Here is a 25,014-nt window from a genome sequence, read left to right as displayed (position 1 = left end):
TAAAGATGTCGGAGAATCTCAAGGACGGCCGGGTGATCACCATCGCCGGCCCGGTCATCGATGCCGAGTTCCCCCCGGACGCGCTGCCGGAGATCAACACCGCCCTCGAGTTCGACGTGAACGTGGACGGGCAGACCGTGACGGTGAAGGCCGAGGTGGCCCAGCAGATCGGTGAGGGCCGGGTTCGGGCCATCGCCCTGAAGCCCACCGACGGCCTCACCCGGGGAACGGTGGTGCGCAACACCGGCCGGGGCATGACCGTACCGGTGGGCGATGTCACTCTGGGCCACGTGTGGAACGTGGTGGGGGAGTGCCTGGACACCGACCGGGCCACCCTGGACGTGAAGGAGGAGTGGGAGATCCACCGCCCGGCCCCGGCGTTCGCCGCCCTGGAACCGTCCACCCGCATGTTCGAAACCGGGATCAAGGTCATCGACCTGCTCACCCCCTACAAGGAGGGCGGCAAGATCGGCCTATTCGGGGGGGCCGGTGTGGGTAAGACCGTGCTCATCACCGAGATGATCAACCGGGTGGCCACCCAGCACGGTGGCGTATCGGTGTTCGCCGGTGTGGGGGAGCGCACCCGTGAGGGAACCGACCTGTTTTTGGAGATGGAGGAGTCGGGGGTTCTGGACAAGGCCGCCCTCGTGTTCGGCCAGATGGACGAACCCCCCGGTGTCCGGCTGCGGGTGGGCCTGGCCGGGGTCACCATGGCCGAGTACTTCCGGGATGTTCAGAACCAGGATGTGCTGCTGTTCATCGACAACATCTTCCGGTTCGTCCAGGCCGGCTCGGAGGTGTCCACCCTGCTGGGGCGGATGCCATCGGCGGTGGGTTACCAGCCCACCTTGGCCGACGAGATGGGTGAACTCCAGGAGCGCATCACCTCGACTCGAGGCCGGTCGATCACCTCTTTGCAGGCGGTCTACGTGCCCGCCGACGACTACACCGACCCGGCACCGTTCACCTCGTTCACCCACTTCGACGGCACCACCGAGCTGAGCCGGGACATCGCCGCTCTGGGCATCTACCCCGCAGTCGATCCCCTGTCCTCCACCTCGACCATTCTCACTCCCGAGGTGGTGGGTGACCGTCACTACCGTGTGGCCCGCAGGGTGCAGGAGATCCTCCAGCGCTACAAGGAGCTCCAGGACATCATCGCCATCCTGGGTCTGGATGAGCTGTCGGAGGAGGACAAGGTGATCGTGTCCCGGGCCCGCAAGGTGCAACGGTTCCTGTCCCAGCCCATGTTCGTGGCCGAGGTATTCACCGGGCTGAGCGGGATATTCACCCCGGTCACCGAGACGGTGGACTCGTTCGAGGCCCTGGTGGGCGGTGAACTGGACGACCTGCCCGAGCAGGCGTTCTTCATGGTCGGCGGGGCCGAGGATGCTCAGCGCAAGGCGGCCGAACTCGAGGCTCAGGCGGCCTAGTGGCGCTCAGGGGACGCGAAGCATCGGCAGGCAGGGGAACCCGACCATGGCTTTGAGCATCGAGCTAGTCTCCCCCGAGGAGATCGTCTACTCCGGCGAAGCCGAGATGGTTGTGGCCCGCACCACCGACGGGGAGATCGCGTTCCAACCCGGCCACGTGCCCTTTCTGGGAGTTCTGGTTCCCGGCGATGTGCGGGTGTACACCACCGACGGCACCAAGACCACCATCGCAGTGGAGCGGGGCTTCGTGGAAATCGCCCACGACAACGTAGCCGTACTCAGCGACACCGCCACCGTATCCTGACTGCCTCCGCATAGCTGGCAGCGGTAACGGTACTTATTTCCCTCGCTTCGTAGCCCGTTTTTCGGCGGCAGCCGCACGAAGCTCAGCGTTGTAGGCAGCCCTAGCTTTCCTGCGCGCGGCGCTCCGGGTGGCAGTGTTTCGCTTCATCGCTTGCCAGATGACAAAGGCGGCCGCTGCCCGTTTCTTGTAGCGGGCCCTGGCAGCCTTCTTCCTCTCTCGGGCAATGTTCGCGGCAGCCAAGGTCGCTGTGCCCGCGATGACCAAATCGGAGTTGTCCCTATCACCATCGCTCCAGCCACTTGAACTCTCATCGGAGTCCTTGTCATCGTCCCGGCCACTTGAACCCTCATCGGAGTCCTTGTCATCGTCCCGGCCACTTGAACCCTCATCGGAGTCCTTGTCATCGTCCCGGCCACTTGAACCCTCATCGGAATCATCATCATCATCATCCCCAGAACCCCAACCACCAAAACCCACATCGGAATCATCATCATCATCCCCAGAACCCCAACCACCAAAACCCTCATCGGAATCATCATCATCATCCCCAGAACCCCAACCACCAAAACCCTCATCGGAATCATCATCATCCCCAGAACCCCAACCACCAAAACTCACATCGGAGTCGTCGTCATCGCCCCAGCCACTTGAACTCTCATCGGAGCCACCACCACCCCAGCCGCCAAAACCCCCATCGGAGCCACCACCACCCCAACCGCCGGAGCCCCCATCGGAGTCGTCATCATCACCCCAGCCCCCGAAAGCCATGGAAAATTATAGCCCCAAGCGTTACAGGTGATGCAAGGGCGATGCCGTCGCTCCGTCTCTCCATCCACCCGGCCACAGCGGGGAAGGGGTTTAGAGCCATGGCCGCGTGTTATAGCTGGCAGCGGTGACGGCATTGATCCTGGCCCGAGCTTGTAGCGCTAACATATCTGTTCTTGAGGAATCGGGTTGAGGGGCGGTCCTGGGATCGGGCGCTGGTAACGGGGGCATCCGCCGGCATTGGTCGAGCCATCGCCGTCCGCTTGGCCGATGCCGGGACCGATCTGGTGCTGGTGTCCCGCAACCGCGACCGGCTGGAGGCGCTGGCGGGGGAGCTGCGGGCCGGCGGCACCGGGCCCGACGTGGAGGTGCTGGCCGCGGATCTGTCCGACCCTGATGACCTGGCCGAGGTGGAACGGAGAGTGACGGCTAGCGAGGCCCCCATCGACCTTTTGGTGAACAACGCCGGCTTGGGCTACGAAGGGCCCTTCCACACCCAGAGCAGCTCAGAGGTGTCCGAAACCATTGGGGTGAACCTGGTAGCGCTGGTGCGGCTGACCCATGCCGCGCTGGGGCCGATGACCGCCCGGGGTCGCGGCCAGGTGATTCTCGTGTCATCCATGGCCTCGCTCCAGGGGATGCCCATGACCGCGGTCTACGCCGCCACCAAGGCATTCATCACCAGCCTGGGCGAAGCTCTTCACGAGGAGATGAAACCCAACGGGGTGGTGGTCACCACTGTGCTGCCCGGGCTGACCCGCACCGAGTTCCACCAGCGGGGAGGTTGGGATCTCAATCGCTGGCCGTCGGTGGGTTGGCAGGATGCCGATGCCGTGGCCACCGAGGCGCTGGCCGCTGCGGTCAGGGGTCGAGCCGAGGTGGTGACCGGACGGCTCAACCGGGTCTACTCGGTGGTGACCACCAAAGCTCCCCGCCGTCTGCGGCGAATAGCCATAGGCTGGGCCGCCCGCCGCCGCTAGCCGAACCGGGTTACTAGCCGAACCGGGCCACTAGCCGAACTGGGGGCTGCTAGCCGAACCGGGTTACTAGCCGAACTGGGGGCTGCTAGCCGAACTCCACCGCGGAGAAGCTGGTCAGCTTTCTCATCTGGTGGGTGGCGTTGACCAACCGGACGGTGCCCGACTTGGACCGCATTACCAGCGACTGGGTGCTGGCGTGCTGCTTGCTGTAGTGAACCCCCCTGAGCAGGTCCCCGTCGGTGATTCCGGTGGCGGCGAAAAAGCAGTTGTTGCTGCGAACCAGATCATTGGCGGTGAGCGTGGCCCCCAGGTCCATTCCCCTCTTTTCCGCTGCCTTCCTCTCCCGGTCGTTGCGGGGCCAGAGCCGTCCCAGCATCTCACCACCCATGCATTTCAGGGCCGCAGCCGAAATCACCCCCTCGGGGGTGCCTCCGATACCGAACAGGATGTCGGCCCCCGAGTCGGCCCATGCGGTCGAGATGGCCCCGGCCACGTCACCATCGGGAATCAGACGAATGCGGGCCCCGGCCTCGCGCACCTCGGCAATCAGCTCGGCGTGGCGGTCCCGATCCAGTATGACAGCGGTCACATCTCGCACCGACTCGCTCTTGGCCTCGGCCACCAGCTCCAGGTTCTGGGTGGGGGAGTTGTCCAGTGAGATACCGTGGCCGGCGCACTCCGGGCCGAAGGCGATCTTCTCCATGTACACGCAGGGGCCGGGGTTGAACATGGTGCCCCGCTCGGAGACAGCGATCACCGACAGGGCGTTGCTCCGGCCCAACGAGGTGAGCGTGGTGCCATCGATGGGATCAACGGCTATGTCGCACTCCGGGGGTGATCCATCGCCGATCAACTCCCCGTTGTAGAGCATGGGCGCTTCGTCCTTCTCGCCCTCGCCAATCACCACCACCCCGTCCATGGGTACGGTCCGCAGCAGCACTCGCATGGCCTCGACTGCGGCACCGTCGGCCCCCTCCTTGTCACCCCGACCCATCCACCGCGAAGCCGCCAGAGCGGCTACCTCGGTAACCCGGACCAGCTCCATCGCCAGGTTGCGGTCGGGGGTCTCGGGCGATGCATTCACGTTGCCCAACCGTAATGCCACCGAACCGCCAAAGGCACTATCCGCCAACAGGTTCCCAACACTTCGATTCAGGGGTTGGACAGAGCGCGGTTTCGGGTGTGGCCGGCTCATCTCGATCTGTCAGCATGGGGCAATGGTCTGGTGCTTCCAGTGCGGTGCCCCTTACGAGGAGGACGTGTTGGAGTGCGTGGAGTGCGGTGTGGCCACCTTCCCCACCCAACCCCAGCCGGCCACCGATGTGGGAGGCCACGACGAGGAGCAGCTTGCCTACGAGTTCCACGAGTGGTCCTACCGCGCCCGTGGCCGCCTGGAGGCCTCGCTCAGGGATCAAACCCTGGAGCACGCCTGGCTGGGTCCGACCCTGATCGTGTGCGAGCGTGACGAGGAGGCGGTGGACCGGGCGGTGGAGCAAGTCCTGCGGGATGAACTGCCCGAGCTCGACCAGAACCAGCCCACGGTGGTGTACGAGATGGATGAATTCGGTGATGACCAGAGGGCCGCGGTCCTGAGCGAGTTGCTGTCCGAGCACATCGCCCATGAGACAGATGACGACGGCAACCTGGTGGTGGGGGAAAACGACGAGGAGGCCGTTGACGGGTTGTTCGACCGCATGGCCGGTGCCGATGCCCCACCCCGGTTCGGACCGGGACTTCCCGGAGTTGAGCCCTACGAGGTGCTGGAAGCGCTCTTTTTGGCTGCCGATCGTCTGCGCCGCACCCTCAAGGATTCCAGGGCGGTGCAGGATTTCGTGATCGCCCACGACCAGGTGACGCAGCTCAGCCTGCCGTGGGGTTACACAGCCGACTTCTGGCGCTCGATGTTGGATTGCGCCGAACAACTACGAGACATCCTGGCAACCGACCCCGATCCGGGGGCCGGGGAAATGTCCGGGGTTGAGGCCGCAACAGCCCTGCGTGATCACCTGCGACCGTACATGTAGTTGCCACATGTGATGGCCGATCTCGCCTACTTGTCATCGGGCTTGTCATCGGGGTTCAGGTCCTCCAGGGAGCGGCGAGCGGTGTCGGGATAGAACAGGATCACGACGAGAGCGACAAGAATCGGGCCGGCCACCAGAACGGAAAAGGCGGTGCCATAACCCCAGGCATCGGCCATGAAACCGGCGGCGGCCAGCCCCGCCGCGCTCCCCGCCACCGAGGCCACCCCCAGCAACCCGTTGGACTCCGAGCGGTGAGCGGTGCCGAACAGCTCGGCCCGGTACACCCCCAGCGACGGTATGGTGGCCGCCCCCAGACATGCGCCCCCCGCGAACACCACCCACATGGGCCATCCGGTCTGGGTGAAGTGCCACAAAATCAAAAGCGCGCCGCCCGCCGAGCCCAGAGCACCGATCACCCGCCGACCCCGGAGATCGGCCAGCTTTCCGGCAAAGAGCATGCCCGGCCCGGCGGTCCAGGCGGTGAGAAGGGTGAACATCGTGATCCTGGTGGCGCTGAAACCCCGATCATCACGCAAGAAATCGTTCTGGAGCTGGGACGCGGGGGTTGAGAACACCAGAGCGGCAAATGACGTCACCGCCAGCAACCCCAGGCGAGAGCGATGCTCGGGCGGCCGCTGGGTTCGGGGTTGACGGCGGACAACCTCGAAACGCCGTGATTCGGGCAGGTGCCGAGCCACGTAAGCCACCAATGGCAAACCGGCAAGAGCCGTCAAAAAGACCAACCGCCATCCGGATGTTCCCAGGTCGGCCAGGGGCAGGAACCCGACCACCAGGCCCGAGCCCAGACCGGCAGCCAGTGCCAGCATCGAGGCCACGTAGGCTCGGGCCCCGGCCGGGGACTCCTCCATGGCGAACACCAGCACCAGCAGGGCCATGGCGTGGGACAGACCCCTGGACACGGCCTGGGTGGCCACCAGCATGCCCAACCCCAGGGCCGGGGCCGTGGCCACCGCCGCGGTGATGGATCCGGCGGCGGCCAGCAGCAGGGTGCGCCGGCGTCCCTGGCGATCACCGAGGGCGGCCACCACCACCGTTACCAGGATGCTGAGCCGGATCAACCCGAGAGCAACCCCCTCGGCCGACTTGCTGAACCCGAACTCCTGGCGGGCGAACGTGATGGTCTGGCCGATCAGCGTGCCCAGGAACCCGGCGATCACCGCCAGGATGGCCAGAAGGGCCACCACCCGGGCCTGCCGGGCGTTGAATCGAACCGGTGGATGCCACCACGGCCACTCCCGGCCCCGGCACAGGGCGCGGCGGAAGGGAATGTCGAACAGCACCTGCCACACCGGCACGGCCAGCCGGTAGTCGAACCTCTCGATGACCACAACCTGGTCGCGCCCGAGCGGCTCGACGGTGACCGTGCGCAAGTAGTGGTCGACCGGCCCCTCCACCGCAACGAACACGGCCTCCCCACAGCCCATCTCCCTCTTGCCATCTAGTTGATCGCCAGCCGGCTGGTTGATGGCTAGTTGACCGCCGGCTAGTTGGTCGGTGCCATCCTCAGCGAGGCGTTCCAGGACCATGTCGGATCGGGGGGTCAGCAGGCCGCCGGGACCGTTCAGCGCTTCATCGGCAACATCGGTACCCAGGACGCGACGAGACATCACAGAGGGCATGGGTGCGGGGCAGTTTACTTGCGGAAAAGGGACGGCCCGCGATCCACGAAGCGGGGATCGGATGGGTTGGCGGGTTCGGGCGGGCATACTGGTGGGGTGGAGCGCACCTACCGGGACAGTCGGGAACAGCAGGATCGGATCGTGGTGCACCCCGGTGGGCCACTGGAGGGGACGGTGCCCATCGGCGGAGCCAAGAACTCGGTGCTCAAGCTCATGGCCGCCTGCCTTTTGACCGTGGGCACGAACGTGATCCGCAACGTGCCCGACATAGAAGACGTGATGGTGATGACCGAGGTGCTGCGAACCATGGGGGTGTCCGTGGATCGGTCGGGCGATACCCTCACCATTGTCCGCCCCCCGGACATCAACCCCGAGGTTCCCTACGAGCTGACCGAACGGCTACGGGCTTCCACCGCGGTGCTGGGCCCTCTGCTGGCCGGAGCCGGGCAGGCCCGGGTGGCTTTGCCCGGTGGGGACGATTTCGGGTCCCGGCCCATCGATATGCACATTGCCGGGCTGGAGGCCATAGGGTGCCGGTTCGAAATCTCGGGGGGTGACATCCACGCCACCGCCGACATCCTGAGGGGCAGCTCGGTGCTGCTGGAGTTCCCCAGCGTGGGGGCCACCGAGAACGTGATGATGGCCGCGGCTCGGGCCAGGGGAACCACGATGATCGACAACGCCGCCCGGGAACCGGAGATAGCCGACCTGGCCGGGTTTCTCAACCACATGGGCGGTCGTGTCATCGGGGCGGGAACATCCACCATCGTGGTGGAGGGAGTGAGCGAGTTGCACCCCACCGAGCACACCGCCATGAGCGACCGGATCGAGGCGGCTACATTCCTGGCCGCCCTCGGAGTGGCCGGCGGGGAGATTACCCTGCAAGGGGCCCGCCCCGACCACATGGCCATGCTGTGCCGCAAGCTCGGGGACATGGGAGTGCGGACCTCATCGGATCCCGACGGCATGTGGGCCATGAGCAGGGGCCGGCCGCGCTCAGCCGATGTTTCGACCCTGCCCTACCCGGGTCTGCCCACCGACTGCAAACCGTTGCTGGTGGCCATGCTGTCGGTGGCCGAGGGGGTGGGAATCGTCACCGAGAACCTGTTCTCCGGCCGGTTCCGCTACATCGACGAGCTGATACGCATGGGGGCCGACATCCGCACCGAGAGCCACCATGCGGTCATCCGGGGGGTCGAGCGGCTGAGCGGCGCACCGGTTCGGGCTTCCGACATCCGGGCCGGGGCAGCCCTGGTGGTGGCCGGCCTGGCCGCCGACGGCACCACCGAGGTGCTGGACCCCCACCACATCGATCGGGGCTACGAGAACCTGGTCGGCAAGCTCAGCGACCTTGGGGCCGACGTCCGCCGCGAGAAGCCCGACGGTTAGCCAAGAACAAGAGCCCACCCAGCAGAACCAGCGGAACGGCAAGCAGGAGAATCTCGTCCCATCCCCCCTGGTGGGCCAGCACTTCCACACCTCCGAGTCTGCCAGACCCCCGGACCCCCACCCAACTGAGCCCTCCCTGGCTTCCCTACCGGGGGTTCTACATTTAGACTGCTCTGCGCTACCGCCATTTGGAGGAAGATTGATGGTAAGGAGTCGATTCGGGGTTCCCACCGTGCTGTGGAAGCAGTTGGCGGGTGCCGGCATGGTGGCATTGTCGTTGGCCGTGGTTATGGCAATAGCCTCATCCTCAGCCGCCGCGCAGAGCTCCACCAGCGATGGCACCACGACACAGGTGCGGATCGTTGCCCGCAAGCTGGAAAACAGCAAAATCGAATTCGCCCTCCAACCCGCCCAACCCGACGGCACATGGGGTGAGCGCCTTCTGCCCCAAACCCGCTACTTCCCCCCCGGTGCCCCCACCAACCGCTGGCTGGCCAGCTCCCCACTCACCGTAGGAATCACAACGGCCCGCATCGTTGCCCGCAAGCTGGAAAGTGGCCGGGTTGAGTTCGCCCTTCAACCCGCCCAGCCCGACGGCACATGGGGTGAGCGCCTTCTGCCCCGAACCCGCTACTTCCCCCCTAGTGCCCCCACCGGCCGCTGGCTGGTCAGCTCCCCCCTCACCCTCCCGCAAAACCAATTCACCGCCATCAGCTCCGGATTGTTCCACTTGTGCGGGTTGCACACCGGCAGCACCGCGGCCTGCTGGGGCCTCAACGGCTACGGCGAGGCGGAGGCCCCGCAAGGACAATTCACCGCCATCGCCGCCGGCCCGTATTACTCCTGCGGTTTGCGCCACAACAGCACCATCGAATGCTGGGGCGACAACAGATACGGCCAGACGGAGGCTCCACAAGGACAATTCACTGCCATCGCCGCCGGCCATTTGCATGCCTGCGGATTGCGAACCAACAACACCATCACCTGCTGGGGCGACAACGAATACGGCCGAGCAGTGGCCCCAGAGGGAGAGTTCACCGCCATAGCCACCGGCTGGCACCACTCCTGCGGATTGCGTGCCGATAGCACCATCGCCTGCTGGGGCGACGACGAATACGGCCGAGCAGTGGCCCCAGAGGGAGAGTTCACCGCCATAGCCACCGGCGAGTACCACTCCTGCGGGTTGCGAACCAACAACACCATCGCCTGCTGGGGAGGCAACTCGTCCGGGCAGACGGAGGCCCCGCAAGGGCAGTTCACCGCCATAGCCACCAGCAGTGGGCATACCTGCGGGTTGCGCGCTAACCGCACTGTCACCTGCTGGGGCGACAACAGCTACGGCCAGACAGTGGCCCCAGAGGGAGAGTTCACCGCCATCACCGCCGGCTTGTTCTACTCGTGCGGGTTGCTCACCGACAAAACCATCGAATGCTGGGGCATCTCCAACCTACGCATCAGGTAGGGGTGGTCCTAACTCAAAGACCTGCTGAACAACGGCTCACCAGTGGGCTTGTAGTCTCTGCACGGTGGATTGGGGGATCTTTACTGTGCTGTGTTTTGAGGTTGTAGCCGGTGCAGAGTGTTCAAAGCCAGGTTACCCATATCGGCCTTGATGGTTTTGTCCAGCATGGTGCCTTGAGGCAAAGTGTTCTCCAGTTCCCCCCAATCGACACCTTTATGTAATCTGCGTTTCACAGCACGATGGCGACGAGGTAACTTCAGGTCCGAGGGGCTCATTCGTCTGAACCACCATTCCAGGTCGGAGTGAAGGACTCCGAGCTGTTCTCGCATGACCCAAAGATCATAAAAATCGCGAGGCTTCACACGGTCGCCTAAAGCAAGGACTTTCATCGCAGCTATGGAAGGCAGTGGAGCGCACGGTATTAATGACTGTTGCCGCATCCAATCGGAGTCGGTGTATAACGGCAACATCACCTGCTCGCCTCTCAAAACATCGGCTAAGCCAGTGTTTATCTCAAACTTGATCTTCCTCTTACCTCCATTGATATTCGTGAAGTAAAGCAGCAGCTTCGGGAACCTCGCTGAATCTGGTGGGATCACTTCAATCTCCTCAAAATCAAGATCGCCCAGACAATCTCTTATTGAGTGAAGCACATCCCATAGCCTCTTGATATCGCCCGTGTATGTGACATCAATGTCCTCAGAGTAGCGTCCTTGCTGCTTATCTATATGGAATTTGTGAAGACAAGTACCGCCGATCAGAACAAAATTGTCTAATGCCTCTTCCGCTTTTACCCAAGTATGTAAAACCGCTTCGAGTAGCAAATCCTGCTCGACCTGCTGAGCCTCACGCCAGGGAACCTGCTGCCTCCATTGCTTAATAGTCTCACGGTTGAGCATCAGACATCGGGGTCGAATTCGCGCCACTGGGTGACATTCCAACGGTCGTCTATTTTCACCCAGCCTTCTTCACGGTCATATTCATCGATATTGGTATCATAGTGAACACGGCGTGGGTTGACCGGAAGAGTGGATCGCAACGGGTCGGTGTCGAACTCAACACCCATGTAATCCGCCATTGCGTCTAGCACGTATCCGGCTCTTTGCCGTGTGCTGTGACCGTACAGATATGCTGCGTCTGCCAGTTCGTAGGGGTCAACCATGGACACTTGGCGTAGCTTGGGAGCATCAGGGTCGGTGGGTGCTGGAACTATGGTCTCCCTGGAGTCCAGCATCTCGGCCACCACGTTCAAGTAAATGTGCCCACCGCGCCGTTTTGGACGTTCCATCAAATCCAGCAGGGTCACCTCCGGGGTAGATAACAGTAAGGCCTTCTTGGAGTTTCCCCACCCTGTTACCATCTGACGCTTCCGGGTTGGGAACCGTGCCAAGTCATTTTTACGGGCGAATCGCATTCCGTGGACCCCGATGCTACGTGTCCGCAAGGCAGCGGTGGTAGCCAGGGTGGTGGTTTGGATCGCTTGATGCGTCACCCCGTAAATGCTGGCAGCGGTGAGGTATCCCACATAGTAGGGGTGACCGAGGTAACGCATCATTTCGTCGAGGAACGAATCCACCCAGATTCGATGATTGCGGGCAGGCACCCAGCCTCCGGTGGTTACGCAAACCATTTCACCTGCCTGTCGCGCCCCTCGGAGACGGTGCGGAACCTGAAGTTGAGAGCAGCCGAGCCAGCGGGCGATCTCACCCGCGGAAGCGAAAGTGCGTTCCTGACTGATCATCCACTCCGAGAGTTCACGCGCAGCGACCAAACCCATACGTACAGACTACTATATCGACACACAATTTGTAGCGGAGCTTGTGTGTGACAGCAGCGCGGCTACAGCCCGCAGACACCCTCATCCACTTTCGCAGGGCTAAAACCCCATGTCAGAGGGTATATAGCTAGCACTATGTATGATTCTCTACGCTGTGGGTAGGGGTGGTCCCGACTCGGCGGGTGGGAGCCCTCATAGTTGAGGAGTTTGACGGCGAGGTTGGCGAAGCGATCCCTGGTTGAGACAATGGGGGAGTGCAGGAGGCCGTTGCCAAGGTGATCGAAGCCATCCGCCCCGCGGTGCAGGCCGACAACGGGGACATCTACTTGCGAGAGGTGAACGAGACCACCGGCGTGGTCACCGTAGAGCTGGTGGGAGCCTGCGTGAGCTGTCCCGCCTCAACCGTCACCCTGAAAGCCGGGGTGGAACGAATCCTCAAGGACCGGGTGGAAGGGATCACCGAGGTGGTGAACATCGGCCAAACCCTGCTGAGCGACGGCTCACCGGTAGGTCTGTAGCCTCCACACCGATCGAAAACGCTTTAGACTTGGGCCGCTCTGCGGTATGGCCAGGAAAGAGGAAGATCCATGGCAAAGAGGCAAATCGGAGTTCCCACCGTGTTGGGGAAGCAGTTGGCGGCTGCCTGCGTCGCCGCGTTGTCGTTGACCGCAGTTATGGCAATCGCCCCATCCTCAGCAGCAGCGCAAAACCCCACCAACGATGACACCACGACACAGGTGCGCATCGTCGCTCGCAAGCTGGAAAACAGCAAAGTTGAATTCGCCCTCCAACCCGCAGAAACCGACGGCACATGGGGCGAGCGCCTCCTACCCCAAACCCGCTACTTCCCCCCTGCTGCCCCCACCAACCGCTGGCTAGCCAGCTCCTCGCTGCTTGTGGGAATTGCAAAGGTCCGCATCGTTGCCCGCAAGCTGGAAAACAGCAAAGTTGAATTCGCCCTCCAACCCGCCCAACCCGACGGCACATGGGGTGAGCGCCTGCTACCCCAAACCCGCTACTTCCCCCCTAACGCCCCCACCAACCGCTGGCTAGCCAGCTCCCCACTCACACTTCAATTTTCTAAATCAAACCAATTTACCGCTATCACTGCTGGCTGGGCCTACTCGTGCGCAATACGCACCGACAAAACCATCACTTGCTGGGGTTCCAACTACACCGGTCAAGCAGTAGCCCCGGCAGGACAATTCACCGCCATCACCACCGGCTCGTTACACTCATGCGGGTTGCGCACCAACAAGACCATCACCTGCTGGGGCGATAACGAGTTTGGCGAAACAAAAGCACCAAGGGGACAATTCACAGCCATCACCGCCGGCTCGTCACACTCATGCGCAATACGCACCGACAAAACCATCACTTGCTGGGGCAGCAACAGCAACCTGGACGACAACTACACCGGTCAAGCAGTAGCACCGGCAGGACAATTCACTGCCATCACCGCCGGCAGCTACCACTCGTGCGGGATACGCACCAACAACACCATCACCTGCTGGGGCAGCAACGAGTTTGGCCAAACAAAAGCACCAAGGGGACAATTCACAGCTATCACCGCCAGCTTATTGCACTCGTGCGGCTTGCGTACCAACAACACCATCACCTGCTGGGGCAGCAACCTAAGTGGTCGGGCAGAAGCACCTGAAGGACAATTCACAGCTGTCACCGCCGGCTGGGACCACTCATGCGCAATACGCACCGACAAAACCATCACTTGCTGGGGCAGCAACAGCGACCTGGACGACAACTACACCGGTCAAGCAGTAGCACCGGCAGGACAATTCACTGCCATCACCGCCGGCAGCTACCACTCGTGCGGGATACGCACCAACAGAACCATCGAATGCTGGGGCAATAACGACACCGGCCAAGCAGTGGCCCCGGCTGGACGATTCACTGCCATCACCGCCAGTGGGTGGCATGCCTGCGGGTTGCGCACCAACAACACCATCACCTGCTGGGGAGACAACGAATACGGTCAGACCGAAGCGCCGGAGGGACAATTCACCGCCATCACCACCGGCTCATCGCACTCGTGCGGGTTGCGCACCAACAACACCATCACCTGCTGGGGAGACAACGAATACGGTCAGACCGAAGCGCCGGAGGGACAATTCACCGCCATCACCACCGGCTCATCGCACTCGTGCGGGTTGCGCACCAACAACACCATCACCTGCTGGGGAGACAACGAATACGGTCAGACGGAAGCCCCAAAGGGACGATTCACCGCCATCACCACCGGCTCATCGCACTCGTGCGGGTTGCGCACCAACAACACCATCACCTGCTGGGGAGACAACGAATACGGTCAGACGGAAGCGCCGGAGGGACAATTCACCGCCATCACCGCCGGTGGGTGGCATGCCTGCGGGTTGCGCACCAACAACACCATCACCTGCTGGGGAGACAACGAATACGGTCAGACCGAAGCGCCGGAGGGACAATTCACCGCCATCACCGCCGGCTCATCTCACTCGTGCGGGTTGCATACCGACAACACCATCACCTGCTGGGGAGACAACGAATACGGTCAGACGAAAGCCCCAAAGGGACGATTCACCGCCATCACCACCAGCAATGTCCACACCTGCGGGATACGCACCGATGGCACCATAACCTGCTGGGGCAGACACAACCTCCGCATTGTGTAAAGGGGTGGTCGTGGCTCTAGATCTGGTGAGTGGTGGCTCGCTGGTGGGGCTGTAGCCTCTGCTTCGGTATGGTTCCACAGCAAACGGGTACATGGTTCAGCAGCCATGTGATCGTCACCCAGATGCTTATTGCCACCAATGTGGCTGTGTTCATTGCGAGCGTGGCCTTGGGGGACAGCCTTACCGGCACACCAAGCGAAAATGGTCTGATCCTCGAGGCCGCCACTCGGGGAGTAGCCATCGATGTGCTCAACGAGTGGTGGAGGGTGTTCACCGGCGGGTTCCTGCACCATGGACTGTTTCATCTGGCGGTCAACATGTACTCGCTCTTCATATTGGGGTTGATACTGGAGCAGTCCCTGGGCCGGATCCCGTTTGCTGCGGTGTATTTCTCGTCGCTGGTGAGCGGGTCGTTCGGAGCCCTCCTGGAAACTCCCGACGCGCTGGTGGCTGGGGCATCGGGAGCCATCTTCGGGCTGCTGGGTGCTTACGCAGCTCTGTCCCTGAACCAGGGGGTGAGCTTGTTCCGGACCCCGCTGGGGATGATCCTGATCATCAACCTGGCGATCAGCCTCTTCGTTCGGTCGATCTCGCTGGGTGGCCACATCGGTGGACTCCTCGGCGGGTTCATCGTGGGGATGGCCACGGCTCAGGCCTTCCGGCGGCAGTACCACCCCATCGCGATCATCCTGCTGGTTGCGGTCGTCGTCGCTGCCGGTTCCTTCGCCGGTGCCCTCTGGGCCGCCACCCGCTGGGCATGAGGGCCGGCGGGGGTGGGTTCAGAATTGGTTGCGCAGGGTCTTGAGGTTGCGCCGCCACACCCATTCGAGGATGCGGGCCCCGATTATGTCGCCCAGCGGGCCTCCCATCCACCAGGGAAAGCGCAACTCCTCGGCCCAGCAGAACTCGGTGCGATTGGTTCCGGCGGCCCTCAGGGTGAAGCGGCCCTCGCCGGCAACCAGACCGGTGTGGCGTACACCGATGGCGGCCCCTTCGATCCACTCGGTAACCACCATGGTGTCGGTGAGCCGGAAGGGGCCTATTTGGGTGAGGCACTCGAAGGCCGTGCCCACCCCCTCGGTTTGAGGGCTGCTGAAGGCGATCGACCGGGCGTCGGCCATCCACTCCGTATGGCGGTCGATGCGACGCACATACTCCCAGACCGCATCCAGGGGGGCCTCGATGGTTGTGGATACCCGGATTCTGGCCACCCCCCAAGTTTATGGCCGGTTTAGCTGGATCACCGGATCGGTTTTGATGGCCGGTTTAGCTGGATGGCCGGTTTAGCTGGATCGCCGGATCGGTTTTGATGGCCGGTTTGTGGCGGCACGAGCCGTAGGATCATGGGCATGGCCGATACCGACATCGAGTTCTTCTGGGATCCCATCTGCCCGTTTGCCTGGATCACCTCTCGATGGGTGACCGAGGTGGTTCGCCAGCGGGACTATTCGGTGGACTGGCGGTTTATCTGCTTGTCGATCCTGAACGAGAACAGCGACTACGACGGCTTTCCCGACGGCTACCGGGAGCTGCACCACAAGGGTCGGCGGATGCTGCGGGTGGCTCAAGCGGTGCGCCAGGAGCACGGACCAGCGGCGGTCGGCCCGCTGTACACCGCCTACGGGCACACCATCTGGAACCCCGACCCCAACATCCGCTCATCAATGGACAAGGTGGCCTCCGAAGAGCACCTGGCCGCCGCGCTGGAGCGAATCGGCGTGGCCCGGGAGCTGGCCGGCCGGGCCGGGGACGAGTCGTTGGACGATGCCCTGCGGGACTCCACCCAGGAGGCGCTGAGGCGCACGGGGCCGGATGTGGGCACCCCGATCATCACGTTTCACCATGATCGGGGGACCACCTCGTTCTTCGGACCGGTGGTGAGTCAACTCCCGCCGCCGGAGGATTCGGTGCGCCTGTGGGACGCGGTGGTGACCCTGGCCTCATGGCCGTCATTCGCCGAGCTGAAACGCTCCCAGCGCGACGATCTGGTCTTCCCCGCGATCTAAGCGGGTGCCGGTACGAACACTGCTCTTCTCCTCGACCTAGACGAGTGCCGACATGAACTGCTCTTCTACGCGACCTCAGCAGGTGCCGGTATGAAAGCGAACCCCCAATGAATGCATCCGCAGGGCCTGACGAGGTTGCCTACCTGGATAATGCCGCCTCCACCCCGCTGTGCCGGGAGGCGGCTGAGGCGATGGCTCCGCTGCACCGGGAGCTTTACGCCAACCCGACCGGAGCGCACTGCTTGGCCCGGGCCACCCGGCGGCGGATTGACGATGCCCGTGACCTGATGGCCGAGGCCCTCGGGGCCGAACCCGGTGAGATCGTGTTCACCGGCGGGGGCACCGAGAGCGACAACCTGGCCGTGGTCGGCCGTTACCGGCGAGCGGGCGGGGTGCCGGTGTGCTCGGCCATCGAGCATCACGCGGTGCTGGAGCCGGTGGAGCACCTGGGGGGCCGGGTGGTGGCGGTGGACAGCACCGGGGTCATTGATTGCGAGGCCCTGGCCGCGGCCCTGGACGAGGACGTGACCGTGGTATCGGTGATGCTGGCCAACAACGAGACCGGCATGGTGCAGCCTCTGAGCCGGGTGGCCGAGGTGGTGCGCTCGGCTGCTCCCCGGGCCGTGCTGCACACCGACGCGGTGCAGGCCTTTCCCTGGCTGGACGTGGCCACCGCCGCCGCCGGAGCCGGCATGATCTCGGTGAGTGCTCACAAGTTCGGGGGGCCCAAGGGGGTAGGGGCGTTGGTGGTGCGCGCCGGGGTGGAACTGTCCCCGCTGCTGCTGGGGGGCGGCCAGGAGTGGGGGCTGCGCTCGGGCACCCACAACGCGGCCGGCATCGTGGGCATGGCCGCCGCCGCCGAGGTCGTGGTGAAGAACCGGGACGACCAGGTGGTCCGACTGGCCCGGCTGCGGGATCGGCTGGCCGGCGGGGTGCTGGGTACGGTGGAAGGGGTGGTGGAAACCGGAGACCGGTCGGCCAAGGTGGCCGGGTCGGTCCATTTGTGTTTCGAGGGCATTGAGTCGGAGGCCCTGCTGTTCTTGCTGGAGGATGCCGGGGTGTACGCGTCGGCCGCCTCGTCGTGCTCCAGCGGCGCTCAGGATCCGTCGCATGTCCTGGCGGCCATGGGCTACGACCGGGGGCTGGCCGGGGGATCGCTGCGCCTGTCGCTGGGCTACGAGACCACCGAGAGCGACATCGACCGGGCGCTGGCCGCCATCCCCACCGCGGTCGCCCGCCTCCGCGCCCACGGCCCGGGCTGAAGCCATGAGAGTTCTGGCTGCCATGTCGAAGGGAGCAACCCCCAGCCACCACCCAGTACCGGAGGTGACGAAATGAGGGTTCTGGCCGCCATGTCGGGAGGAGTGGACTCGTCGGTGGCTGCGGGGCTGCTGGCCGAGCAGGGTCACGATGTGGTGGGGGTCACCCTCAAGCTGTGGGGAGGGGAGTCGGACACCGGCTGCTGCTCGGTGTCAGATGTGCAGGATGCCCGCCGGGTGGCCGACCGGCTGGGTCTGGAGCATCACGTGTTCAACTTCGGCGATGCCTTCGAGCAGCGGGTGGTAACCCCCTATGTGGATGGCCACGCCGGCGGGCTTACCCCCAACCCCTGCATCGAGTGCAACCGGCACATCAAGTTCGACAAGCTGATGGTGCGGGCCGAGGCCCTGGGCTTTGACGCGGTGGCCACCGGCCATCATGCTCGCCTGCTGGACACCGGCGGCGGGCCCCGTGTGCAGCGGGGGGTGGACACGGCCAAGGATCAGTCCTACGTGCTATACATGTTGAGCCAGCAGCAGATGGCCCGGCTGATGCTGCCGATCGGTCACCTGACCAAGGCCGAGGTCCGCGAGCGGGCTGCCGATCTGGGCCTGCGCAACTCGGCCAAGCCCGACAGTCAGGATGTGTGTTTCATTGCCAACCGGTCGGGGGGCAGGCGCGGCTTTCTGGCCCGGCGGTTGGGCGAGATGCCGGGAACCGTGGTCGATGCCGACGGAACGGTGCTGGGCTCGGTGGAGTCGGTGCCGGCGGTGACCATCGGACAGCGCCGGGGGCTGAACCTGGGCGGAAACGATGAACCCCGGTACGTGACCGGCGTGGACATCGCCTCGGCCCGGATCACCCTGGGCCGGCGGGAGGATCTCTACACCGACACCCAGGACGTGATTGGCATCCAGTGGACCGGCGAGGCGGTAAACGGCCCGGTGGACATCCAGGCCAGCGCCCACGGTACCCCCATGGTCGGCACGGTTACGGAAAGCAGAGCAAGGGAGGGCGAACCAGGCGGCCCGCACCCCGCCCCCATGGTCGGCACCGTTACCGCCAGCAGAGGAGGGGGCAGTTGCGAGATCCGTTGGGTTGAGCCGCAGCGGCGAGTAGCCCCCGGCCAAGCCCTGGTGTTCTACCAGGGTGATCTGGTTATAGGCGGCGGGGTGGCAGCGTGACCTGTTGAAACCAACAGTCCTGGGGTAGGGGGGGTTATTGGCCTGCAAATTGCGGTAGTCACGTTATTCTTGTAATGTGACTACATGGAAGTTGGTATAAGGGAATTGAAGGCAAAGCTGTCCGAGTTCATCGGGATTGCTTCCGAGGGTGAACCGGTGTTTATAACCGATCGAGGCCGCCCGGTAGCCCAGCTAGGACCTCTACCAGGCTATTCGGCCATAGAACGAGGGATACGGGAAGGCTGGATCGAGCCCTCGAAACGCTCCGGGTTGGAGTCGACACAGCGCTTTTTTGCCAGAAAAGGGGTGCTTGAAGTTCTCGATGAGGATCGCGGGTGAGTTTGTATGTTGACACAAGCGCTCTGCTGAAGCGCTATGTGGCCGAACACGACTCTGACCTGGCCGAAGAGTTGATGGCAGCAGACCCGGTGTTGGTCACATCCAGATTGACCGAAATAGAGATCAGGCAAAACCTCACTCGCCTCCTCCACCCGGACGAAGCAGCCAGAGCCAAGAGCCAGTTTCTCAAGGACTTGGATGCATTACATATGGTAAGCCTGGATGTCGTAATCGTCAGTGAGGCAGCCAGGATCGCAGAGCAAACCCTTTGCCGATCGCTGGACGCGCTGCATCTTGCCTCCGCTTTTCGTACCGGACCAGCAACCACCCTGTTGACCTTCGACAATCGCCAAGCACAAGCCGCCAGATCATTGGGGTTGACCGTTATCGGGGCATGATCATGGCAGTTCCCCGGTCTCGAGGAGCTTCTGGAACTGGGCCTCGTCCAGGACTGGGACCCCCAGTTTCTCGGCCTTGTCCAGTTTGGAAGCACCGGGGTTCTGGCCCACCACCAAAGCAGTGGTTCTGGATGACACGCTGCCGGGGGATTTACCCCCCCGGGCCTTGATGGCCGCCCCCACGCCGTCACGGGTGTAGCCCTCGAGCCCGCCGGTGACCACGATGGTCATGTCGGCCAACGTCTGGGGCCGCGCGCCGACCCCGGTGCCGACCCCGGAGGTATCGTCAGCGAAGTTGAGTCCCGCGGTTCGGAGCTTCTCGATGATTTCCCGGTTGGCCGCCGACTGGAAGAACTCGTACACGCTCTCGGCAATAACCGGCCCGATTCCGTCCACCTCGGCCAATTCCTCCATCGATGCCTCCATGATCCGGTCCAGGTGTCCAAACTCTCCGGCCAGAACCTCGCTGGCGGTATCACCCAGGTGGCGGATGTTCAGTCCTATGAGCAGCCGGGCCAGAGGTTGCTGCCTGGAGGTGTCGATGGCGGCCTTCAGGTTGGACATGGAGAGGTCGGCAAAGCTCCCCAACTGAGCCAACTCATCGACCGGTAGGGTCAACCGGCCCCCACCGTCGATCTCCGTGCTCCAGTCCGACTGCCGGGGCTGCTCGACCATCGCCAAATCCAGGTCGAACAGATCACCGAAGTCGTCAACCAGCCCCAGATGGAAGAGCAACCTGGCTTTCTGCTTGCCCAATCCCTCCACGGCGGTCGCAGGGATGGCCTTGGTCGTTTCGGCCCTTTTTGGGGTTGAGGCGGTGAAGCGGATTATCCGCTGCAAGTCCTGGTCCTGTTGCGGATCCAGGTTCATTCCTGGCGGTGAGAGTCGGGTCGGTTGGGAAACGAACGCCCCGGTAGGTGGCGGGCTGGTTTCCGATGCCTGCGGGCCTGATGCTTCAGAAGCCGAAGCTCCAAGGTTCACCCCAGCTCGGCGCAGCTTATCGATGGCGATCCGGTTGACCCGTGACCCCAAGAAGTCGTGAACGTTGCCGGCCACCTGGGACCCGACACCTTGGACCTCGGCCAATTCTTGGGCGGAAGCCCCGATTACATCGTCCAGATGCGGGAAAGCCTGGGCTATCAATGCGGCGGTTTTGGATCCCAACCCGTCAATTTTCAACGCGACCAGTAGCTCGGCCAAAGAACGCCGCTTCAGATCCTCAATCGATGCGGCCAGCTTGTCGCGCCGCTCGGCGTTCATCTGTGACAGTGCTGCTATCAAATCAGTGTCCAGGATCAGCTCCGTGCCGCCGTCCAGCACTGCACTCCAGGAGGTGCCCTTCAATGCTTCAAGGCGCTCGAGGTCCAAGCTGTAGATGCTGCTCACATCGGTTATGAGGCCCAGTTTGATGAACAAGCGCACCCGCTGCTCGCCGAGGTGTTCGATGTCAAGGGCGTTGCGGGCAGCGAAGTGCTCGATCCAACCCCGGAGCTGCTCGGGACATCGGGCGAATCGGCAGTAGTGGGCGGCATCACCCTCTTTGCGGACCAGCGGTTCGGCGTGGGGGCAGGGGCATACTGCGGGAAATTCCCACTCGGGCAGATCGGGGGGGCGGTCGGCCAGGACCGGCCTCAGCACCTCGGGAATCACATCGCCGGCTTTGCGAACCACCACGGTGTCGCCCGGACGCACATCCTTGGCCCGCACCTGATCCTCGTTGTGCAGGGTGGCCATGGCCACGGTGGAACCACCGACGAAAACCGGCTCCAGCACTGCGAACGGAGTGGCCTTGCCCTTGCTGCCGATGGATACCTGGATCCCTTGCAGCTTGGTGGCCCTCTCCTCGGGGGGGAGCTTGTAGGCAATTGCCCAGCGGGGGGCCCGGCTGGTGGCCCCGAGTTCCTGCTGGAGGTCCAGACGGTCGATCTTGATCACCGCGCCATCGATCTCATATGGCAGGCTGTGGCGCTCAGCCTCGCAGTGCTCCACAAACCTCCAAGCTGCATCTAGGGAACTCACCGTGGTGGTTTCCGGGTTGATGGGTAGGCCGAGATCGGCCAGCAAATTCAGGGTGTGGCTGTGGCTGGCCAGATCGGGGCCTCCCCGCATCTCGCCGGCCTGGTAGCACCACATCGCCAGTCCCCGGGTGGCGGTGATGGATGGATCCTTCTGGCGCAGCGAACCGGCGGCGGTGTTTCGGGGATTCACGTACCGGGGCCTGCCCTCCGCCTCCTGCTGGGCATTGAGGGCATTGAAAGCGGCCAGTGGAAGGTATACCTCACCCCGCACCTCCAGCACCTCGGGTGCTCCGGCAGCAAGCCGGTGGGGAAGCGACTTGATGGTGAGGATGTTGGCGGTGATGTCCTCACCCACCCGACCGTTTCCCCGTGTAGCGGCTTGGACCAGCACCCCGTTCTCGTAGCGCAGCGACACCGCCAGCCCATCGAACTTCAGCTCGCACACCAGTTCGCCCAGCTCGGGGGAGCCCAGGACCCGCCGGGCCCTATCGGCCCAGGCATTCAGCTCGCCCCGGTCAAAAGCGTTGTCCAGCGACATCATCGGCACCCGGTGCTCCACCGGGGCGAACATCGTGGCCGGGTCGGCTCCAACCGTCTGGGTGGGGGAGTCGGGGCGGGCGAACTCCGGATGGGCGGTTTCCAGCTCCACCAGCTCCCGCATGAGCCCGTCGTACTCGGCATCGGAAATCTCCGGGGCGTTGCTCACGTAGTAGCGCTGGTTGTGATAGCGGACAAGCTCGGTCAGCTCAGCAATCCGCTCCTCTGCCCCCCTGGTCACTCGTCGCACTCTACCCCGATGCGGACCGGCAGCGAGGTGGGAATGCTTTACAACATCCAGGTAGTTATGGCCTCCAATACCGTATTAGGGAAGAAGTCGGGGCGGGCCTCGGCAAAGAAACGGGGGCGTTCACGGACAAAGCACCGGAACTCGGCGAAAACCGCTCCTGCATACGCAGCGGCCTTCGCCAAGATGCCGGATACGTACCCTAGTTCGGCAACCCAATCATCCGCAGCAGGATGATCACGCCTGCAAAAACCGCCGTGAACACCACTCGGCGGGCATGACTCGGTTGCGTGATGAACCTGGCTACACAACTCAGCCAATGGTGCATCAGTGTCATGTGCTTTCTCCTTGATTCAGTAGAACGATATCCAAATTGTTGTACAGACAACAGCGGCGGCAGGTGCAAACCGAACAGCCCCTTGAGCGATTCTCGGGAAACCAGTCTGGCTGGCAGCTACCAGAGTGCCTAAAGATACCGGTGGCGTGCACACCGTTTGCCACGTCCCCATCCGAGCCGCGGAAGTGGCATCATAAACGGGATCCAACACCTTGTTGGCTAAATCCACGGAGTCTCTAAAATCATGCCCTCCACACGCCCAACTGGGAAGCCCCCAACATTGGGCCAGAGCCTGATCATCCGAGTTGCCAAGCAGGGGAACACTGCTGGAGATCGGTACCACCGTGAGAGCGGCAGTCAGAACCGCGGCAGTAAGCGCTAGGGCGAAGACCCTGCGGGGACTACGCAGTGAGACACGAGAGGTGTCAGCCATTGCTGTTCCCCCCGCGCTGTGTGTGTGTGTGTGTGTGTGTCGCTGGAGCGGTCACGCCCAAACGACTTGAAGGTTGCTTTCAATCTCATGGGTCAAACATAGCGCACTGCGAATCGCAGTTCAAGTACAACTCGCAACCACCGGCGACACCTGCCGACCTACCAACTTCGGCGGCAAAACGGCGAGCTCTACTGATACGGAGTGCAGTGTGGATGGTTTGGGCTGGGGTGGGGGAGGTGCTGTAGTGGGGGCCGTGAGGGGTCTTCGGGGAGATCGATTGTGGGTGTGGGGGGTGCGGGGGTGGTGGGCGGCGTTGCCGTTCACTGCCGGGCCGGTTCTGGCCGATGCCCTGCACGAAACATCGCCGTCGTGGAGATCGACCTCGTCGCTGGGATTATGGGTACTGTGGGCACTGGTACTGGTGGGCATCCTGCTGGCTCATCCGGTGACGCTGGTCCTGGTTCGGTTGGCGCTGCCCTCGGCGGTGGCCGCGCTGGTGTGGGCCGGACTGGGCGGGGCCGGCTGGGATGAGGTTGCCCTGGTGGCAGCGATCACCGCCGCGGTGGCCGCAGCCTCGCTCAGCGCTCCGGTGGGCCAGGTGCTCGTGAACGGGATCTCCTACGGCGATGAGATCAGGCTGCTGCTGCGACCCCCGGCGATGCTGGTGGCCGGACCCGTGCCGGCCGCGGCGGCCATCACCGTGGGCGGCTTGCTCAGCGGACCCCTGCTTCTGGCCGCCGAGCACTGGGTGGCAGGGGTGGTAATCACGGTGGTGGGCGGGCTTTTGGCAGTAGTAGGGGCCCGTTCCCTCTACTCACTAACCCGGCGATGGCTGGTTTTCGTTCCCGCCGGGGTGGTGATCCACGATCATCTCGCGGTGCAGGATCCACTGCTCTTGCGCCGCCGGGTGGTGGCCGTCCTCGGCCCTGCCCCGCAAGGATCAGATCAAGGATCAGACACAGTTGACCTGAGCACGGGGGCGGCCCCACAAGAATCAGACACGGTGGACCTGAGCATGGGGGCGGCCGGCTTGATCCTGGAGCTGGCCATGACCCAGCCGATCACCCTGACCCCACCCACCCGTCGGGCGAATCGCGCCACCGGCGACACGAGTACCGGTGACATCAAGACAACCGCGGTTCTGATCGCCCCCTCCCGCCCCGGCCTGGCCACCACCCTTGCCCGCCAGCGCCTAACCGGCTAGGAAGCGTTGAAGCACCAGCCCCGAGGACAAACAAACACCTAACCGGCTAGGAAGCGTTGAAGCACCAGCCCCGAGGACAAACAAACACCTAACCGGCTAGGAAGCGTTGAAGCACCAACTGATGGTGTCGGCCTGCTCGGGACCGGCGGCGAGGGGCCAGTAGGTGACCTCAACACAGTTCCGCTCGGCCTGAAGCCTCTCGATCACCTTCCCCTCATCGGGGCGGAAGGTGAACCGGTTGATATTGGGCATGTGGCGTACCTGCTCCGGGGGAATGTTCACACCGTTGAGCGCCAGGCGGGCATCGTAGCCGGTGGCGAGATCCACCCCCACTGTCTCTTGCGAGAGGACCTCGGCGTTGCGAGGGGGAATGAGCGCGTCCACCGCAGCGTTGCCGGAGATGGTCACGTCAATGTCGTCGGTGTCGGCCAGGAACAGCGCCAGCAGGATGGCGGCTATGCCCACCAGGGCTGCGGCTCCCAGAAGTAGCCGTCGCAACAAGTTGAAGTTCCGCACTTTCTCAGTGTGCCCGCTACCGATGGCGAGATACACCCCGGATGACTTTGGATTGGGCGAGTCACAGGAACCACTCCGAGCAGGCAGTACCC

General features: G+C 63.5%; 23 protein-coding genes. 15 read left to right on the top strand and 8 right to left on the bottom strand.

Features of this window, described 5'->3' with window-relative positions; genetic code table 11:
* Positions 1 to 5: 5 nt before the first annotated feature.
* Positions 6 to 1,433, top strand: a complete 1,428-nt coding sequence (gene atpD, locus ACOGXC_RS05685) for a F0F1 ATP synthase subunit beta (protein WP_419919734.1) — start codon at positions 6 to 8, stop codon at positions 1,431 to 1,433.
* A gap of 46 nt (positions 1,434 to 1,479) precedes the next feature.
* Positions 1,480 to 1,737 carry a F0F1 ATP synthase subunit epsilon gene (locus ACOGXC_RS05680; RefSeq protein ID WP_419919733.1) on the top strand — a complete coding sequence of 86 codons (258 nt, stop codon included), beginning with the start codon at positions 1,480 to 1,482 and terminating at the stop codon, positions 1,735 to 1,737.
* A gap of 33 nt (positions 1,738 to 1,770) precedes the next feature.
* Here ACOGXC_RS05680 and ACOGXC_RS05675 read toward each other — a convergent pair whose 3' ends face one another.
* Entirely contained in the window at positions 1,771 to 2,505 is a 735-nt protein-coding gene (locus ACOGXC_RS05675) for a hypothetical protein (protein ID WP_419919732.1), read from the bottom strand.
* A gap of 173 nt (positions 2,506 to 2,678) precedes the next feature.
* Between ACOGXC_RS05675 and ACOGXC_RS05670 the strand changes: the two genes are divergently transcribed.
* Positions 2,679 to 3,482, top strand: coding sequence for an SDR family NAD(P)-dependent oxidoreductase (locus ACOGXC_RS05670; protein WP_419919731.1), 804 nt, complete (start codon positions 2,679 to 2,681; stop codon positions 3,480 to 3,482).
* Positions 3,483 to 3,567: 85 nt separating this feature from the next.
* Here ACOGXC_RS05670 and glpX read toward each other — a convergent pair whose 3' ends face one another.
* Positions 3,568 to 4,527, bottom strand: a complete 960-nt coding sequence (glpX, locus tag ACOGXC_RS05665; protein ID WP_419920022.1) for a class II fructose-bisphosphatase — start codon at positions 4,525 to 4,527, stop codon at positions 3,568 to 3,570.
* 172 nt (positions 4,528 to 4,699) lie between these two features.
* Between glpX and ACOGXC_RS05660 the strand changes: the two genes are divergently transcribed.
* The gene (locus ACOGXC_RS05660) at positions 4,700 to 5,506 is read left to right on the top strand and encodes a hypothetical protein (protein WP_419919730.1); all 807 of its coding nucleotides are present in this window, start codon (positions 4,700 to 4,702) and stop codon (positions 5,504 to 5,506) included.
* Between the two features lie 26 nt (positions 5,507 to 5,532).
* On the opposite strand, the gene ACOGXC_RS05655 is transcribed toward ACOGXC_RS05660, so the two are convergent.
* The gene (locus ACOGXC_RS05655) at positions 5,533 to 7,134 is read right to left on the bottom strand and encodes an MFS transporter (protein ID WP_419919729.1); all 1,602 of its coding nucleotides are present in this window, start codon (positions 7,132 to 7,134) and stop codon (positions 5,533 to 5,535) included.
* 108 nt (positions 7,135 to 7,242) lie between these two features.
* On the opposite strand from ACOGXC_RS05655, the gene murA reads away from it, so the two are divergent.
* Together murA and ACOGXC_RS05645 are read left to right on the top strand one after the other, a co-directional pair.
* On the top strand, positions 7,243 to 8,535 hold the full coding sequence (gene murA / locus ACOGXC_RS05650; RefSeq protein ID WP_419919728.1) for a UDP-N-acetylglucosamine 1-carboxyvinyltransferase: 1,293 nt from the start codon (positions 7,243 to 7,245) through the stop codon (positions 8,533 to 8,535).
* 202 nt (positions 8,536 to 8,737) lie between these two features.
* Positions 8,738 to 9,997 carry an RCC1 domain-containing protein gene (locus ACOGXC_RS05645; protein WP_419919727.1) on the top strand — a complete coding sequence of 420 codons (1,260 nt, stop codon included), beginning with the start codon at positions 8,738 to 8,740 and terminating at the stop codon, positions 9,995 to 9,997.
* Positions 9,998 to 10,077: 80 nt separating this feature from the next.
* Here the strand turns inward: ACOGXC_RS05645 and ACOGXC_RS05640 are convergent, their stop codons facing one another.
* Both ACOGXC_RS05640 and ACOGXC_RS05635 read right to left on the bottom strand, forming a co-directional pair.
* Positions 10,078 to 10,896: a nucleotidyl transferase AbiEii/AbiGii toxin family protein gene (locus tag ACOGXC_RS05640; protein WP_419919726.1), complete on the bottom strand. Its 819-nt coding sequence runs from the start codon at positions 10,894 to 10,896 to the stop codon at positions 10,078 to 10,080.
* Positions 10,896 to 11,774 carry a type IV toxin-antitoxin system AbiEi family antitoxin gene (locus tag ACOGXC_RS05635; RefSeq protein ID WP_419919725.1) on the bottom strand — a complete coding sequence of 293 codons (879 nt, stop codon included), beginning with the start codon at positions 11,772 to 11,774 and terminating at the stop codon, positions 10,896 to 10,898. Before ACOGXC_RS05635 ends, ACOGXC_RS05640 begins: the two co-directional genes overlap by 1 nt.
* A 254-nt stretch (positions 11,775 to 12,028) precedes the next feature.
* Between ACOGXC_RS05635 and ACOGXC_RS05630 the strand changes: the two genes are divergently transcribed.
* The 3 genes from ACOGXC_RS05630 (at position 12,029) to ACOGXC_RS05620 (ending at position 15,204) form a co-directional block, all read left to right on the top strand.
* Positions 12,029 to 12,292 carry a NifU family protein gene (locus ACOGXC_RS05630; protein ID WP_419919724.1) on the top strand — a complete coding sequence of 88 codons (264 nt, stop codon included), beginning with the start codon at positions 12,029 to 12,031 and terminating at the stop codon, positions 12,290 to 12,292.
* Between the two features lie 69 nt (positions 12,293 to 12,361).
* Complete coding sequence (locus ACOGXC_RS05625) at positions 12,362 to 14,443, top strand: hypothetical protein (protein WP_419919723.1); 2,082 nt, start codon at positions 12,362 to 12,364, stop codon at positions 14,441 to 14,443.
* Between the two features lie 68 nt (positions 14,444 to 14,511).
* The gene (locus tag ACOGXC_RS05620; RefSeq protein ID WP_419919722.1) at positions 14,512 to 15,204 is read left to right on the top strand and encodes a rhomboid family intramembrane serine protease; all 693 of its coding nucleotides are present in this window, start codon (positions 14,512 to 14,514) and stop codon (positions 15,202 to 15,204) included.
* Positions 15,205 to 15,222: 18 nt separating this feature from the next.
* Here ACOGXC_RS05620 and ACOGXC_RS05615 read toward each other — a convergent pair whose 3' ends face one another.
* Entirely contained in the window at positions 15,223 to 15,654 is a 432-nt protein-coding gene (locus tag ACOGXC_RS05615; protein ID WP_419919721.1) for an SRPBCC family protein, read from the bottom strand.
* 138 nt (positions 15,655 to 15,792) lie between these two features.
* Between ACOGXC_RS05615 and ACOGXC_RS05610 the strand changes: the two genes are divergently transcribed.
* The 5 genes from ACOGXC_RS05610 to ACOGXC_RS05590 all read left to right on the top strand — a co-directional run bounded on the left by ACOGXC_RS05610 (position 15,793) and on the right by ACOGXC_RS05590 (position 19,630).
* Positions 15,793 to 16,449: a hypothetical protein gene (locus ACOGXC_RS05610; RefSeq protein ID WP_419919720.1), complete on the top strand. Its 657-nt coding sequence runs from the start codon at positions 15,793 to 15,795 to the stop codon at positions 16,447 to 16,449.
* Between the two features lie 107 nt (positions 16,450 to 16,556).
* Positions 16,557 to 17,711, top strand: a complete 1,155-nt coding sequence (locus tag ACOGXC_RS05605) for a cysteine desulfurase family protein (RefSeq protein WP_419919719.1) — start codon at positions 16,557 to 16,559, stop codon at positions 17,709 to 17,711.
* A gap of 72 nt (positions 17,712 to 17,783) precedes the next feature.
* On the top strand, positions 17,784 to 18,893 hold the full coding sequence (gene mnmA, locus ACOGXC_RS05600) for a tRNA 2-thiouridine(34) synthase MnmA (RefSeq protein ID WP_419919718.1): 1,110 nt from the start codon (positions 17,784 to 17,786) through the stop codon (positions 18,891 to 18,893).
* 84 nt (positions 18,894 to 18,977) lie between these two features.
* Positions 18,978 to 19,232: a type II toxin-antitoxin system Phd/YefM family antitoxin gene (locus ACOGXC_RS05595; protein ID WP_419919717.1), complete on the top strand. Its 255-nt coding sequence runs from the start codon at positions 18,978 to 18,980 to the stop codon at positions 19,230 to 19,232.
* A complete protein-coding gene (locus tag ACOGXC_RS05590; protein ID WP_419919716.1) occupies positions 19,229 to 19,630 on the top strand; it encodes a type II toxin-antitoxin system VapC family toxin in 402 nt (133 codons plus the stop codon). Before ACOGXC_RS05595 ends, ACOGXC_RS05590 begins: the two co-directional genes overlap by 4 nt.
* On the opposite strand, the gene ligA is transcribed toward ACOGXC_RS05590, so the two are convergent.
* Positions 19,631 to 22,426: an NAD-dependent DNA ligase LigA gene (ligA, locus tag ACOGXC_RS05585; protein WP_419919715.1), complete on the bottom strand. Its 2,796-nt coding sequence runs from the start codon at positions 22,424 to 22,426 to the stop codon at positions 19,631 to 19,633. It abuts the gene before it with no gap.
* Positions 22,427 to 23,446: 1,020 nt separating this feature from the next.
* On the opposite strand from ligA, the gene ACOGXC_RS05580 reads away from it, so the two are divergent.
* Positions 23,447 to 24,406: a hypothetical protein gene (locus ACOGXC_RS05580; protein WP_419919714.1), complete on the top strand. Its 960-nt coding sequence runs from the start codon at positions 23,447 to 23,449 to the stop codon at positions 24,404 to 24,406.
* 96 nt (positions 24,407 to 24,502) lie between these two features.
* Here the strand turns inward: ACOGXC_RS05580 and ACOGXC_RS05575 are convergent, their stop codons facing one another.
* On the bottom strand, positions 24,503 to 24,958 hold the full coding sequence (locus tag ACOGXC_RS05575) for a hypothetical protein (RefSeq protein WP_419919713.1): 456 nt from the start codon (positions 24,956 to 24,958) through the stop codon (positions 24,503 to 24,505).
* Positions 24,959 to 25,014: the final 56 nt, after the last annotated feature.

The sequence above is a fragment of the Candidatus Poriferisocius sp. genome, assembly GCF_965202595.1.
Lineage (GTDB): Bacteria > Actinomycetota > Acidimicrobiia > Acidimicrobiales > Bin134 > Poriferisocius.
Note: the sequence above shows the minus strand (reverse complement) of the source record. Positions and strands in the feature narration are given on the sequence as shown.